This is a genomic window from Metallibacterium scheffleri (assembly GCF_002077135.1).
Classification (GTDB): Bacteria; Pseudomonadota; Gammaproteobacteria; order Xanthomonadales; family Rhodanobacteraceae; genus Metallibacterium; species Metallibacterium scheffleri.
This window is the reverse complement of the sequence record NZ_LDOS01000002.1, coordinates 1589857-1603969: the sequence shown is the minus strand read 5'-3', so window position 1 is coordinate 1603969 and position 14113 is coordinate 1589857. Positions and strand designations below refer to the sequence as shown.

Here is a 14113-nt window from a genome sequence, read left to right as displayed (position 1 = left end):
CAAGAGATCAAAACGCGAAACGGGCTTTCAGTGCATCGCCAGCAGGTAGAGCGCGAACAGATTGAAAACCAGCAGCGGCAGCGCCGTAGGCCATTGCGCGCGGATCACCGACCACGGATTTCTCAGTTCCAGCAGCGCCACCGGCACGATGTTGAAATTGGCCGCCATTGGCGTGAGCAAGGTGCCGCAGTACCCACATAGCATGCCCAGCGATCCGACGACGGCCGGATCGGCGCCGTGCAGGCGCACCAGCAGCGGCAGGCCGACGCCGGCGGTGAGCACGGGGAACGCGGCGAATGCGTTGCCCATGATCACGGTAAATACCACCATGCCGAGCCCATAGGCCAGCACGCACGCCGCGAAACTGGTGGTTGGAATGACATCGCCCATCAACGTGGACAGCACGCGCCCGACGCCTGCGGCTTCGAACACGCCGCCCAGTGCGGCCAGCACCAAGGGCAGCAGAGCTGCCCAGCCCAGGGTATCGATCAGGCGCCGGCTCTCGTGCAACACCGCGCCTGCGGGCGCACGCGTGAGCCGCCATGCGGCCAGCAGTGCGACCAGCGATGCCACGGCCAGACCCATCAAGGTCTGCTGCGCGGCGACGAAGAGTGTCGTGCCGTGCCAGTGCAGATCGGCACCGAACAACGCAATCAGCAAGGTGACGCCGGGAATCAGCAGAGCGGGCATGAACAACCAGTGGCCGAGAACACCGGCGCGCAGCTGACGCAGCCGCAGTGGTGCCTCGCCAGCATCGACGCGGCGCATCATTGGGGCCAGCAGAGCCAGTGCGAGCACACCGATGCCGGCGATTTGCGCGGGCTGCGCATGGCCCGATTGTTGCGCGCGCAGCACCCAGTGACCACTGGCGAACAGCGCGGCAAGAACCATCCAGAACGCGGCTTGCGCCCAATGACGCTGGCGCAGGTTCAGCCATGCGGTTCCGGTCAGCAGCAGCGCCAGAGCTGCGTAAGCCCATTCAAGGTGCAGCATGGTCATCGCTGGCATGGACGGCACGCGCGCGGCGCGCCATGGCGCGGGTGACGAGGTGCACGCGCAGCGCATGGATGACAAACGCCGCGATCGCCGTGGGCAAGGCCCACAGTGCGATATGCAGCGGTTGCAAGTCGATGCCCTGGCTCACGTAAAAACCCTGGATCAGCAGCACCGCGCCAAGCGCGATAAACACGTCCTCGCCGAAGAACAGACCGATATTGTCGGTGGCCGCGGCGAGTGCACGCGCTTCCTCGCGGATTTGCGCCGCGGTGGATGCATCGGCGCCGGGTGACTCGCGCATGGCCGCGGCCTCGGCCATCGGTGCCAGCAGCGGGCGCACGGTCTGCGCCTGACCGGCGACGTTGGTCAGTCCCAGCATCGACAGGATCTGACGGAGTCCGAGATAGCCGATCAATAATCGTGACAAGGTGAGTCCGTGCAGGCGTTCGATCCAGCGCTGCGCATGTTCGCGTAGCCCGGCGCGTTCGAGCAGACCGATCGCCGGCAGGGTCAGCACGTACAACAGCAGCGCGCGGTTGGATTCGAAACTGGTGCCCAGCAGCGCCAGGATTTGCGCGATCGAGAATCCCGCCAGCAACCCGCTGAGCACCCCGGCGCTGACCACCACCAACACGGGATTCCAGCGCCGCGCGAAACCCAGCACCACCAGCGCCACGCCCAGCAGCGGCCACATGTTCATGACGTTGCGGCCTGTACGTCGATGCCCGCGGCGGTCAGCGCATCGCGCACGGCCTGCGCCAGCATCGCGGCATCATCGCGATCGCCATGCAGGCAGAGGGTGTCGGCGGTGAGGGTGAGGCGCGCGCCGTGATGTTCGACGACTGCATCATGCGCGGCGATCATCACGGCCTGCGCCGCAGCCTGTGCGGTTTCCAGCAGCGCACCCGGGGTACCACGCGCCAGAAGCTTGCCATCATTGTCGTAGCCACGATCGGCGAATGCTTCGCGCAGCCCGCGCAAATGCAACGTCTGCGCCGCGTCGAGCAAGGCGCTGCCGGATTGCGCAACCACGGCAAGCTGCGCGTCGAAATCGCGCACGGCCCGCGTGAATGCCTGTGCCAGTGCGGCATCGCCGGTCGTCTGGTGATAGAGCGCGCCATGCGCCTTGACATGGCGCAGGCGCGCGCCCGCGGCATGTGCAAAACCGGCCAGCGCGCCGAGCTGATACAGCACCAGGGCATGCAGGTCGGCAGCGCTGATGGCCATGGCGCGGCGCCCGAAGCCCTGCAGATCCGGCAGTGATACATGCGCGCCGATGGCCACGCCATGCTGCACGGCAAGTGCCACGGTGCGCTGCATCGTTGCCGGATCACCGGCGTGCATGCCGCAGGCAATGTTGGCCGAGCTGATCCACGGCATCACCTGCGCATCCTGGCCCATGTTCCAGACGCCGAATGATTCACCCATGTCACAGTTGAGATCGATGCGTTTCATGTCGCGGCCAGTCTCGAACGGATGCGTGATTCCAGATCGGCGCGCGCGTGTTGCCGTGCCAGCAGCGCCCGCGTGGCGGTATCCAGATCAGTCAGCATGAAGCGTAGCGCACTACCCGGGCGTGCCTGCGCCAGACGCGGCAAATCCACCGCGGCAAGCTGCGCGATGCGCGGATAGCCGCCGCTGACCGGATGCTCGCCCAGCAGCACGATCGGTTGCCCGCCGCCCGGCAGTTGCACCACGCCAGGCACGCAGCCTTCGGATACGCATTCCAGCGTTTGCGTGAGTCGCAGCGCAGGGCCATCGAGGCGCAAGCCGACACGGTTGCTGGCCGTGGCCACGCGGAATTCCGAGTTGTACAGCGCGGCCATCGAGGCTTGGTCGAGGCCTGCGTGATCGCGCCCCTGCAGCAGGCGCAATGGCTCGTGTTCGGCCACCGCAAACCATGGGCGCGGATTCAGCGACCAGCGTGCCGACGGCGCCCGCGGAGTCGATGCGTGAGCCCCCAGTGGCAACACGTCGCCACGGCGCAGTGCACGCGGCAGCGGCCCCAGCCCGGCATTGAGATCAGTGCTGCGACTGCCTAGCACCGGCGGCAGATCGATCCCGCCGGTCAGCGCCAGCCACCCACGGCAGCCGCTGCTGGCACGGCCCAGTTCCAGCACGCTGCCGGTCTGGGCCTGCAATGCTGACCAGGCATTGACCGGGTGGCCATCGAGGCGTGCGCTGAAGTCCGCGCCGCACAATGCGAACCCGGTGCGCTCGTTGAAGCGCAGCGTGGGGCCTTGCAGGGTGATTTCCAGTCCCGCCAAGGTGGCCGCATTGCCGAGCAGTGCGTTGGCAAGGCGCAACGCATCGGCGTCCAGCGCGCCACTGCGGCCGACGCCCAGCGCAGCGTGTCCGCAGCGGCCCAGGTCTTGCACCGTGCTCAGCAAGCCGGGGTGCAGCACTTCGATGCTCATGGGCGATCACGCGCTGATGCTGAAAATTCTTCTGCGCTGATCGATGTGAAGCGCACGCCATCGCCCGGTTGCAGCAGACACGCGGGCTCGCGCGCAGCATCAAACAGGCGCCATGGCGTGCGCCCGAGCAGGTGCCAGCCACCGGGCAGCGCGCCAGGATAAATGCCGGTTTGTGCTCCGCCGATGGCTACGCTGCCTGCGGGCACGCTGACGCGGGGTTGCGCGCGGCGCGGCATTTGCAGTGCAGCATCAAGGCCGAGCAGGTACGGAAAACCCGGCGCGAAACCCAGCATCGCCACCCGATACAGTGGCGCGCAGTGCAAGGCGATCAACGCCTGTTGACTCAGCTTGGCACGCCGTGCGACCTCGGCGAGGTCGGGACCGTGTTCACCGCCGTAGCAGACCGGCACGCACAGCTCGCGTGAGGGTAGTGTGGCGCTGGCGGATGTGGCGGCGAGCAGGGGATCAACCGCCTCATGCAGTGCGCCGAATGCGTCGCGTGTCCCGCGCGCGCTCCAGACATCGAGGTCGAAACGCAGCAGCAGACTGGCATAAGCCGGAGCAATGTCCTCGATGCCGGGCAGGGCCGCGCGGCGCAGCGCATGGGCCGCGGCATGCACCGTGGCATTCAGCGCCGCATCGAGTGTTTGGCCCCAGCGCAGAAGTACCGCGCTTTCGCCCATGGTTTCCCATTGCGGCATGCGCCGAGAGTGCCGCAGCGTTGTGATTGCTGCAAGCATACGGATGCAAGACTGGCCGCATCCTGCGTCGGATTGTCCCGCAACGCACGCGGCGTCCGGCATTGGTTAGCATGCAATCATGATGCGGACATCGGTCCGCGCGAGGGGGGCACATGACGATCAAGAGGCAGCGCCTGGTCATCGTCGGTGGTGGCGCGGGTGGCCTGGAACTGGCCAGCCGCCTGTCTTCACGGCATTTGCGCAAACGCCTGCAAGTGACCTTGATCGACGCGCAGCGCACGCACCTGTGGAAGCCGTTGTTGCACGAGGTGGCCGCCGGCAGTTTCGACCCGGCTGAGCATGCGCTCGAATATATGGTGCATGCTGCGCGCCACGGCATCGACTTTCGCTTGGGCACGATGCAACGTCTCGACCGCGCACAGCGCCAGGTTTGGCTGGCTCCGGTGATCAACCGCGAGGGCAACGAAATCCTGGCGCAGCGCAGCGTGGCCTACGACACGCTGGTGCTGGCGGTGGGCAGCGTGGCCAATGATTTCGGTGTGCCGGGCGTGGCCGAGCATTGCTGGTTTCTGGATACCCTGCACGAAGCCAAACGCTTCCAGCGGCGCCTGCTGGATGCCCTGCTGCGTTTCGCCGGTCATGTCGCGGATGATCCTGCCGCCGAGTTTCGCATCGCCATCGTCGGCGGCGGCGCCACCGGCGTGGAACTGGCCGCGCAGCTGCACCGCGTCAGCCGTGTGCTGACCCAGTACGGACTGGAGGCCTTGCAACCCGAGCAGCGCATCCGCATCAGCGTGCTCGAAGCCGGGCCGCGCATTCTGCCTGGGCTGCCGCCGCGCATGAGCGCCAGCGTCACGCGCGAGCTGCAGCGCATCGGCATCAGCGTGCTCGTCGAGCAACGCGTGATTGGCGTCGACGCCGAAGCACTGCTGCTGGCGGACGGTCACCGCATCGAGGCCGAAATCAAGGTGTGGGCGGCCGGTATTCGCGGACCCGAGTGCCTGCTGCACGGCGATGGCCTGGAACTCAACCGCATCCGCCAGCTCGTGGTGCAGCGCAATCTGCTGACCACGCGCGATGAAAACATATTCGCACTGGGCGACTGCGCCGCGTTTCCGCCCGATGCGCAGGGGCAAACCGTGCCACCGCGTGCGCAGGCGGCGCATCAGCAGGCCAGTTTTCTCGCGCGCGCGATCCGGCGGCGACTGCATGGCAAGGGCAGTCTGGGCGAGTACCACTACCGCGATTACGGTTCACTGGTGGCACTCGGCCACTACAGTACCGTCGGCAATCTCATGGGTGCGATCACCGGCAATGTCTGGATCTCGGGTTTTATCGCGCGCTTCATGTACGTGTCGCTGTACAAACTGCACCAGGCCGCCTTGTATGGCTGGTGGCACACGTTGCTGCTGGGCCTGGCCAACCGTCTGCGGCGCACGGTGGACCCCGAGATCAAACTGCACTGACCGCGCGGCGGTACTCAGCCGCCACTGGCTTTGATGAAGGCATCGAACTGCGTTTTGTCGAGGGGCCTGATGCTGGCGATCGCGCAGATGTCGCCCGCACTGCTGATCGCGGTTTCATCCGGATAGCCGCACAAGCGCGCCGGTGCCTGCGTGGACATCTGCCAGGCACTGGGTTTGTTGCGACCGGCGCTGCAGTCGGCCGCGAACTCAAGCGCGAAATAGGTGTTGCCGCGGGTTGTCACCGCCACGCGGTGCGGGCCGAGTTTATCCCAGCGCTCGATGGTGGCCGGATCGAGGCATTTCGCCTGCGGCTGGATGATCGCCGGCGCCAGGGTTGCGGTGCTGGACGCCGCCGCGGCGGGCGCATCCTGCGCGTTCGCGAAATGTGCGGCGGCGGTCAGCGCGAGCAGCATGCCCAGGAGGGCGGTGCGCGTGTATTTCATGATGGACATCCCCTGATGATTGCGATGTGCGCAGATGTTGCACCGTGCTCCCCGCACAGTCGTCATGCATTGTGCGCCGTGCACATGCCGGCAAGTTGTCCGTTCAATACATTCATTCGTAAACGAATGTGACTCGCCTTCGGCACGCATTGCAGGCAGGATAGGGCGGGCAGCGCTCGTGCCCAACCGGGAAAAATTCCTAATGTCACCATCCCCCGTCGCACCTGCAAGCAAATCGATTCCTGCCGCGCATTGGCGCGCGTTCTTGCGCGCATGGCTGAGTGATCCGCTGCGTACCGCGGCAATGTCACCCTCCGGTCCGCAACTCGCGCGTCTGATGGTGGCGCAGGTGCCACGGGGGAATGGTCCGATCATCGAACTGGGTGCCGGTACCGGGGTGTTCACCGAGGCGCTGCTGGCGGCAGGCGTGGCGCCTGAGCGCCTGCTCGTGGTCGAGTTGAATCGCGGCCTGCATGGCCTGCTGCGCCAGCGTTTCCCGCAGGTGCGCGTGGAGTGCGCGGATGCCTGTTGCGTGCTGGATCTGGCCGCGCGCTGCGGCATCGCTTGCGGATCAGCCGATGCCGTCGTCAGTGGTCTGGGCTTGCTGTCGATGCCACGGCTGGCGGTGACGCAGGTGATCGAGGCCAGCAGCCGCCTGCTCGGCAGCCAGGGACGTCTGGTCCAATTCACCTACGGTCCGCTCAGCCCGGTGCCGCGCGCGTTGGCGGCACGGCTGGGATTGCGCGCGCGCCGCGCCGGTTTTGCCTGGCGCAACATGCCACCGGCCAGTGTGTACACCTACAGCAAGGATGCCGTACGCGCACCCAGCGCCTGAGAGCGCTCGTGCTTGGACGGGTCGGGTGGCGCGCTCAGTGCTTGCGCTTGGCCAACCGCAGCCAGGTATCGACCACGGTATCCGGGTTCAGTGACATCGATTCGATGCCTTGATCCATCAACCAGTCGGCCAGGTCGGGGTGATCGGACGGCCCCTGGCCGCAGATGCCGACGTACTTGCCCTTGGCGCGCGCGGTGCCGATCGCCATCGCCAGCAGCTTTTTTACCGCCGCATTGCGCTCGTCGAACAGGTGGGCAACGACGGCCGAGTCGCGATCCAGTCCCAGCGTGAGCTGGGTGAGGTCGTTGGAGCCGATCGAGAAACCATCGAAGATCTCCAGGAACTCGTCGGCGAGCAGCGCGTTCGAGGGCAGTTCGCACATCATGATGATCTTCAGCTCGTGCTTGCCGCGCTCCAGGCCGTTCTCGGCCAGCACCTCGATCACCTTGCGGCCTTCCTCCAGGGTGCGCACGAACGGGATCATCACCCAGGCGTTTTCCAGTCCCATCTCCTCGCGCACCTTGCGCATGGCGCGACATTCGAGCGCGAACGACGCGCGGAAGCTCGGATCAACGTAGCGGCTGGCACCGCGGAAGCCGATCATCGGGTTTTCCTCGTGCGGCTCGTAGGCGCTGCCACCGATCAGGTTGGCGTATTCGTTGGACTTGAAATCGCTCAGGCGCACGATCACCGGATGCGGCGCGAACGCGGCGGTGATGCTGGCGATGCCCTCGGCCAGGCGATCGACGTAGAAATCCACCGGGCTGGCGTAGCCGGCCATGCGCGCGTCGATCCTGGCCTTGGTCTCGGCATTCTGGCGCTCGTACTCGAGCAGTGCCCTGGGATGCACGCCAATGTGGCTGGCGATGATCATCTCCAGCCGCGCCAGGCCGACGCCGGCATTGGGCAGCATGGCGAAATCGAAGGCGCGCTCCGGGTTGGCCACGTTCATCATGATCTTCAGTGGCGCTGGCGGCATCGCGCCGAGGTCGGTCTCGCTGCGCTCGTAGGGCAGGATACCGGCGTAGATGAAACCGGTGTCGCCTTCGGCGCAGGACACCGTGGTCGCGGCTCCATCCTGCACGCGAAGGGTGGCATCGCCGCAGCCGACCACGGCGGGAATGCCCAGTTCGCGCGCGATGATCGCGGCGTGGCAGGTGCGGCCGCCGCGATTGGTGACGATGGCCGCGGCCTTTTTCATGATCGGTTCCCAGTCGGGATCGGTCATGTCGGTGACCAGCACATCGCCCGGCTGCACCTTGTGGATGTCGGCCACCGAGGCGACGATGCGCGCGGTGCCGGCGCCGATCCGGTGGCCGATGGCGCGTCCTTCGACCAGTACTGCGCCGCGTTGGCCGAGGTGGAAGCGCTCGATCGTGGTGTTGCGCGAGCGCACTGTTTCCGGGCGCGCCTGCAGGATATAGATGCGGCCGGTGTGGCCGTCCTTGCCCCACTCGATGTCCATCGGGCGGCCGTAGTGCGCCTCGATGGCCAGCGCCAGGCGGCCCAGTTCGGCCAGGTCCTCGCGGCTCAGGCAAAAGCGTTGACGGTCGGCCTCGGGTGTTTCCTCGATGCGCACGCGCTCGCCGGGCGTCGATGAGAACACCATGCGCTGCTGTTTGCTGCCCAACTGGCGCCGCAGCAGGGCAGGGCGCCCGGCGCGCAGGTTGGGTTTGTACAGGTAGTACTCATCGGGATTGACCGCGCCTTGCACGACCATCTCGCCCAAGCCATAACTGGCGGTGATCAGCACCACTTCGCGAAACCCGGATTCGGTATCGAGGGTGAACATCACGCCCGAGGTGGCCAGGTCCGAGCGCACCATCAATTGCACGCCGGCTGACAGGTACACCTTGTTGTGGTCGAAGCCGTGGTGCGTGCGGTAGGAAATGGCGCGGTCGTTGAACAGGGACGCGAAGACCTCATGCACTTTCTCGACCACGGTGTCTGCGCCGACAACGTTGAGGAAGGTTTCCTGCTGTCCGGCAAACGAGGCATCCGGCAGATCCTCGGCGGTAGCCGAAGAGCGCACTGCCACCGCAGCGGCCTGCTGTCCGTTGTCGAGCGAGAGCTTGCGGTAGGCATCGCGGATCGCGCCTTCCAGCGGCGCGGTCAGGGGCGTAGCCATGATCCAGGCGCGAATCTCGGCGCCGGCAGCGGCCAATGACTGGCTATCCTCGACATTCAAACCATGCAAGCGCGAGGCGATGCGCTGGTCGAGCGCATCCTGCGCCAGATACTGCGCGAACGCGGCGGCGCTGGTGGCGTAGCCCCCTGGCACCGAAACATGCGCCGCGGACAGCTCGCGGATCATCTCGCCCAGCGATGAGTTCTTGCCGCCGACCCGGTCGTGGTCGCTCATGCCGATCTCGTGCAGCCACACTACGGGTGCGTTCAAGGATGAAATTCCACAAGGATCAGCCTGCTATTTTCGGCACTCTCGGGCTATGAAACAACCGTTTGAGATGTTTCAGTATGCATGCGGGCCGCATGCAAACGGTTACGGTGCGGCATCAAGGACATTCGACCCGCGTCGCCCGTGGCATGGCTCCGGGCTGGCTACACTGCGCGCAATGCATTCACGGGCAGGGACCATGCAGCGCACGGTATTTTTCGTCTCTGATTCGACCGGCATTACCGCCGAGACCATCGGCCACAGCATCCTCACCCAGTTCGAGGGCGTGGACTTTGACACCCACCGCATGCCCTTCGTCAATGATGCCGACAAGGCGCACGCGGCGGTCACGCGCATCAAGTCGGCGTGGGCACGCACCGGGTTGCGCCCGATCGTGATCAACACCGCCGTCGATGCCACGCTCAGCGAGATTCTTGGCGGCAGTGGCGCGCTGATGCTGGATGTGTTCGCGCCCTTCATTGGTCCACTCGAGCACGAACTGGGCGTACGCCGGCACAAGCTGGTCAACCGCGCCCACGGACTGTTCGATGCCGCCAAGTACGAGGCGCGCATCGATGCCACCAATTACGCGCTGGCGCACGATGATGGACTCGATCCCAGCTACAAGGATGCCGATCTGATCCTGATCGGCGTGTCGCGTTCGGGCAAGACGCCTACTTGCCTGTACATGGCGTTGCACTTCGGCTTGCGTGCGGCCAATTATCCGCTCACGCCCGAGGATCTGGAGCTCGCCGAGCTGCCGAAACGATTGCAAGGGCAGCGCCAGCGCCTGTTCGGGCTGACCATCACTGCGGAACGTCTGGCGCAGATCCGCGCCGAGCGCCGTCCCGACAGCCGCTACGCGTCCGTCGAGCAATGCCGCTGGGAGCTGGCGCAAGCCGACAACCTGTTCCGCCGTGAAGGCATCGCAGTGCTCAACAGCACACATACCTCGATCGAGGAAATCGGCAGCAAGATCCTTGCGCAACTGGGCATCGAACGGCACCTGCTGTGACCACGTATGGCGCGTTCTGCTGCAACTGAACTTCGCTGGCACGATGCTAAGCTCGCCCCATGTACCTCACTGCACGCGAAATCTCCGCTTTGCTGCCGGGCCGCTTCAGCATGCTGATGGGCCTGCAGGCCGAGAGCTTTCACCGCCTTGAACGCCTGTTCGCGCTGCGCATGCGCGCGCCGGGTATTTACATGTCCGATGTGGGCGACGGCATGAACGTGCATCTCGATCTGCGCGAGCGACATGCGTACACGCTGGAGCTGGAACTCACCTATGCGTTCCATGATCCGGATACCGGGCGCCGTGCGCCGGAGGCGCAGATTCGCATGTATACCGACGCGCACCTGGCCGAGGCGCTGCACTGTCATCCGGGTCGCGGCCGTTGGGACGTGCTGAATCTGCGCGCGCCGCCGCCGCTGATTTTGCGGCATCGCCTGCGCATGGCCAGCTTTCTCAGCCGCTGGTTGGAGTTTCTGGACGCGCACGGCCATGCGCCACAGACCCTGGTCGCGGTGCCCGCGCACGACCCCGAGCCGCTGCGCGCCTGAGCCCAGGCCGCAATGCAAAAACCCGGATCGCTCCGGGTTTTGACGTGACCCACATATTGCTAAATGGCGCGCGTCGCGCTGCAGCGGGATCAATGCCCATGCGTGCTTGTGTGCGAAGGATACCGCGCTCCGCAAGAGCTTCAGCCATCGACACCGCGGGGAAGGGACCCAGCGATAGCGTGGTGTTGATGCCATTGCGTCGCACGTTGTAGCGCCACCATTTCGCGCCGTTTGGCAGCACGATCAGATACAGCCCGTTGCCTGGATACACCCTGTAGGGCTTGTCCCGTGGCTCGGCGGCCGACAGAGTTGCTTCGTCGATCATCTGGCGGTATCTACAGCTGCGCAGAGAGCGGACCCGCCAAAAGTACCGCCAACCTTGGCCCAAACAAGGGAAATCCAGGATGCCTTCGGGGAAGTAGGGGCAAGAAAAAGCCCGCCGGAATGCGGGCTTCAGGGTATTTCATGGATGTTGTAGTTAGTTGAAATGGCGGAGCGGACGGGACTCGAACCCGCGACCTCCGGCGTGACAGGCCAGCATTCTAACCAGCTGAACTACCGCTCCGCGCAACAGCAAACAGCAACAACACAAACGCACAATCCGCTAACAACCCGTGCCGCCACAGCGTGGCCGAATTGGCGTCCCCACGGGGATTCGAACCCCGGTCGCCACCGTGAAAGGGTGATGTCCTAGGCCTCTAGACGATGGGGACAACGGAGTTGGTGGAGCCAGACGGGATCGAACCGTCGACCTCTACAATGCCATTGTAGCGCTCTCCCAGCTGAGCTATGGCCCCACACTGGAACCCGAAATGGTACGGAGGCCATTGCAAGGCGTCAACAGTTTTCGCATCGAGTCGCGCGCGCGGCGCGCATGCATCGACAATGCCGCCGACGTCAGCGTCGCGGGTGGCCTTCAGCAGCCGGCAACCGCCGTGCATGAATCGCGGCTGCATCAGTGCTTGGGCAAGCGCGGGCACGGTTTGCCAAGGGCTTGCGGTAGCCTCACAATGCGTTCTCGCCTCGGCGCCGCAGTGGCCTGAGGTCTTGCCCATCCACTGAGGAAACCCGAATGTCCAAGATTCTGCGCCCCGCGCTGCTCGCGGCGGCACTGACAGCCACGCTGGGTGTCAGCCTGGCCCACGCGGCTCCGGCCCTGACCACCGAGAAGGCCAAGAACAGCTATCTCGTCGGCATGGACCTGGCCAGTGGCATCCCGCCGCTGGTGCGCCAGGAACTTGATCCGGCGATCGTCGCCGACGCTCTGCGCACCGTGCTTTCCGGGCAGAAGCCGGCGATAAGCGAGGCCGAAGCCAAGACCGTGCGTGCAGCTTTCATGAAGAAGCTGCAGGCCAAAGCCGAGGCCGCACGTGCCCAGGAAAGCAAGACCAACGAAATCCAGGGTGCCGCATTCCTCGCCAAGAACAAGACCGCGCCCGGCGTGAAGACGCTGCCGGACGGCTTGCAGTACGAAGTGATCAAGATGGGCACGGGCCCCAAGCCGACCGCCAGTGACACGGTGCAGATCAATTACACCGGCACCTTCATCAACGGACAGAAGTTCGACGCTTCGGCCGATCACGGTGGTCCAGCTTCGATCCCGCTGGCCAACGTGATCCCTGGCTTCCGCGAAGGCCTGACCATGTTCCCGGTGGGCAGCCACTTCAAGCTGTTCATCCCGGCCAACCTGGCTTACGGCGCCAATCCGCCCGGCCCGATGCCGCCCAATGCCACGCTGATCTTCGATATCCAGACACTGAAGATCATGCCGCCGCAGGCCGCTGACCAGGCACCGCCAGCCGCGGGTGGCAACAAGTAATTGCATGACCACTGCGTTCGCAGTGGCGATGAGGGGCGCGCCAGTCGCGCCCCGTTTTTTTTAGCGCCGCGACGGCCACGCCACGCTTCGCGCAGCGGCTAGAATCCGGCTTTTGACGACGCGAGCCCGCGCATGCGCATCACCCTGTTCGGCACCGGTTATGTAGGTCTGGTCACCGGTGCTTGCCTGGCCGAGATGGGCAACCATGTGCTGTGCGTGGACATCGACGCCGACAAGATCGCCGCGCTGAAGCAGGGTGTGGTGCCGATCTTCGAGCCCGGCCTGGCGCCGATGGTGCAGCGCAATCACGCCGCGGGCCTGCTGGATTTCACCACGGATGCCGCCGCAGGCGTCGCGCATGGAGAGGTGCTGTTCATCGCGGTCGGCACGCCTCCGGACGAGGACGGCAGCGCCGATCTGCGCCACGTTCTGGCGGTGGCCGCGAGCATCGGCGAGCACCTGCGCGATTACGCCGTTGTGGTGAACAAGTCCACGGTGCCGGTGGGCACCGCCGAGCGTGTGTGCGCGCGCATCGATCAGGCGCTTGCCGCGCGCGGTGTGCAGGTGCCGTTCGATGTCGTTTCCAACCCGGAATTTCTCAAGGAAGGCGATGCGGTCGATGACTGCATGCGCCCCGATCGCATCATCATCGGCAGCGACAGCGCGCGTGCCCTGGCCCTGCTCAAGCGCTTGTATGCGCCGTTCAACCGCAATCACGAGCGCATCGTGGCCATGGACACACGCTCGGCCGAGCTGACCAAGTACGCCGCCAACGCCATGCTGGCGACCAAGATCAGCTTCATGAACGAAATCGCCAATCTCGCCGAGCGTGTCGGTGCCGACGTGGAGCTGGTGCGCCAGGGCATTGGCGCCGATCCGCGCATCGGCTACCACTTCATCTATCCCGGCGCGGGTTACGGTGGTTCGTGTTTTCCCAAGGATGTGCAGGCACTGGTGCACACCGCCGAGACACACGGTTACGCGCCACGGTTGCTGCAGGCGGTGGAAGCGGTCAACCAGGCGCAGAAACAGCACCTGTTCGCACTGATCCAGCGCCACTTCGGCGGCGATCTGCGCGGCAAGACCATTGCCCTGTGGGGGCTGGCGTTCAAACCCAATACCGATGACATGCGCGCGGCGCCCAGCCGCACGCTGATGGAGGCGCTGTGGGGCGCCGGTGCGCACGTGCGTGCCTACGATCCGGAAGCACAGCGCGAAACCCGGCGCTTTTATGGCGAACGCGCGGATCTGACGCTGTGCGTGCAGCCCTACGAGGCGCTGCAAGGCGCGGATGCCTTGGTGCTGGTGACCGAGTGGAAAGTATTTCGCAGCCCGGACTTCGCGCGCATCCGTGCCGCGCTGGCCACGCCCGTTCTGTTTGATGGCCGCAACCTGTACGATCCCGCCGCGGTCGAGAGCGCCGGCCTGGCCTATTACGGCATCGGCCGCGGCCGCTCGGTGGATTCCCACGCATGAGC

The 14113-nt window shown here is 65.4% G+C and carries 14 protein-coding genes and 3 tRNA genes; 6 read left to right on the top strand and 11 right to left on the bottom strand.

The annotated features are described in order from the left end of the window. Window positions 1–27: 27 nt before the first annotated feature. From Mschef_RS12560 to pxpB, 5 genes are read right to left on the bottom strand one after another with little or no spacing between them, the layout of a single operon-like run. Complete coding sequence (locus tag Mschef_RS12560) at window positions 28–993, bottom strand: 5-oxoproline transporter, DUF979 family subunit (RefSeq protein ID WP_081130017.1); 966 nt, start codon at window positions 991–993, stop codon at window positions 28–30. Beyond that, the gene (locus Mschef_RS12555) at window positions 980–1696 is read right to left on the bottom strand and encodes a DUF969 domain-containing protein (protein WP_136256425.1); all 717 of its coding nucleotides are present in this window, start codon (window positions 1694–1696) and stop codon (window positions 980–982) included. Before Mschef_RS12555 ends, Mschef_RS12560 begins: the two co-directional genes overlap by 14 nt. Continuing rightward, window positions 1693–2451 (bottom strand): LamB/YcsF family protein, encoded by a 759-nt coding sequence (locus Mschef_RS12550; RefSeq protein WP_081128909.1) that lies wholly within the window; start codon window positions 2449–2451, stop codon window positions 1693–1695. Before Mschef_RS12550 ends, Mschef_RS12555 begins: the two co-directional genes overlap by 4 nt. Beyond that, window positions 2448–3413 carry a 5-oxoprolinase subunit C family protein gene (locus Mschef_RS12545; RefSeq protein WP_081128908.1) on the bottom strand — a complete coding sequence of 322 codons (966 nt, stop codon included), beginning with the start codon at window positions 3411–3413 and terminating at the stop codon, window positions 2448–2450. The genes Mschef_RS12550 and Mschef_RS12545 overlap by 4 nt, the downstream gene beginning before the upstream one ends. Continuing rightward, window positions 3410–4114: a 5-oxoprolinase subunit PxpB gene (pxpB, locus tag Mschef_RS12540; RefSeq protein ID WP_081128907.1), complete on the bottom strand. Its 705-nt coding sequence runs from the start codon at window positions 4112–4114 to the stop codon at window positions 3410–3412. The genes Mschef_RS12545 and pxpB overlap by 4 nt, the downstream gene beginning before the upstream one ends. Window positions 4115–4266: 152 nt before the next feature. On the opposite strand from pxpB, the gene Mschef_RS12535 reads away from it, so the two are divergent. Continuing rightward, window positions 4267–5580, top strand: a complete 1314-nt coding sequence (locus Mschef_RS12535; RefSeq protein ID WP_081128906.1) for an NAD(P)/FAD-dependent oxidoreductase — start codon at window positions 4267–4269, stop codon at window positions 5578–5580. Window positions 5581–5594: 14 nt separating this feature from the next. Here Mschef_RS12535 and Mschef_RS12530 read toward each other — a convergent pair whose 3' ends face one another. Then, on the bottom strand, window positions 5595–6173 hold the full coding sequence (locus Mschef_RS12530) for a DUF6491 family protein (RefSeq protein WP_136256426.1): 579 nt from the start codon (window positions 6171–6173) through the stop codon (window positions 5595–5597). 52 nt (window positions 6174–6225) lie between these two features. On the opposite strand from Mschef_RS12530, the gene Mschef_RS12525 reads away from it, so the two are divergent. Continuing rightward, window positions 6226–6858 (top strand): class I SAM-dependent methyltransferase, encoded by a 633-nt coding sequence (locus Mschef_RS12525; protein WP_081128904.1) that lies wholly within the window; start codon window positions 6226–6228, stop codon window positions 6856–6858. Between the two features lie 34 nt (window positions 6859–6892). On the opposite strand, the gene ppsA is transcribed toward Mschef_RS12525, so the two are convergent. Continuing rightward, on the bottom strand, window positions 6893–9256 hold the full coding sequence (gene ppsA, locus Mschef_RS12520) for a phosphoenolpyruvate synthase (protein ID WP_081128903.1): 2364 nt from the start codon (window positions 9254–9256) through the stop codon (window positions 6893–6895). 196 nt (window positions 9257–9452) lie between these two features. Between ppsA and ppsR the strand changes: the two genes are divergently transcribed. Further along, a complete protein-coding gene (gene ppsR / locus Mschef_RS12515; RefSeq protein ID WP_081128902.1) occupies window positions 9453–10268 on the top strand; it encodes a posphoenolpyruvate synthetase regulatory kinase/phosphorylase PpsR in 816 nt (271 codons plus the stop codon). A 59-nt stretch (window positions 10269–10327) separates the two neighbouring features. After that, a complete protein-coding gene (locus Mschef_RS12510; protein WP_081128901.1) occupies window positions 10328–10816 on the top strand; it encodes a DUF1249 domain-containing protein in 489 nt (162 codons plus the stop codon). On the opposite strand, the gene Mschef_RS18465 is transcribed toward Mschef_RS12510, so the two are convergent. From Mschef_RS18465 to Mschef_RS12490, 4 genes are all read right to left on the bottom strand, one after another. Further along, on the bottom strand, window positions 10722–11141 hold the full coding sequence (locus tag Mschef_RS18465) for an Arm DNA-binding domain-containing protein (RefSeq protein WP_081128900.1): 420 nt from the start codon (window positions 11139–11141) through the stop codon (window positions 10722–10724). The two genes, Mschef_RS12510 and Mschef_RS18465, sit on opposite strands and share 95 nt — an antisense overlap. A gap of 163 nt (window positions 11142–11304) precedes the next feature. After that, a tRNA-Asp gene (locus tag Mschef_RS12500) sits at window positions 11305–11381 on the bottom strand. A 72-nt stretch (window positions 11382–11453) separates the two neighbouring features. Next, window positions 11454–11529: transfer RNA gene (locus tag Mschef_RS12495), tRNA-Glu, on the bottom strand. Window positions 11530–11537: 8 nt separating this feature from the next. Further along, window positions 11538–11613: transfer RNA gene (locus Mschef_RS12490), tRNA-Ala, on the bottom strand. Window positions 11614–11888: 275 nt separating this feature from the next. Here Mschef_RS12490 and Mschef_RS12485 point away from each other — a divergent pair. Both Mschef_RS12485 and Mschef_RS12480 read left to right on the top strand, forming a co-directional pair. Continuing rightward, a complete protein-coding gene (locus Mschef_RS12485; protein WP_081128899.1) occupies window positions 11889–12635 on the top strand; it encodes an FKBP-type peptidyl-prolyl cis-trans isomerase in 747 nt (248 codons plus the stop codon). Between the two features lie 132 nt (window positions 12636–12767). Next, a complete protein-coding gene (locus Mschef_RS12480) occupies window positions 12768–14111 on the top strand; it encodes a UDP-glucose dehydrogenase family protein (RefSeq protein ID WP_081128898.1) in 1344 nt (447 codons plus the stop codon). Window positions 14112–14113: the final 2 nt, after the last annotated feature.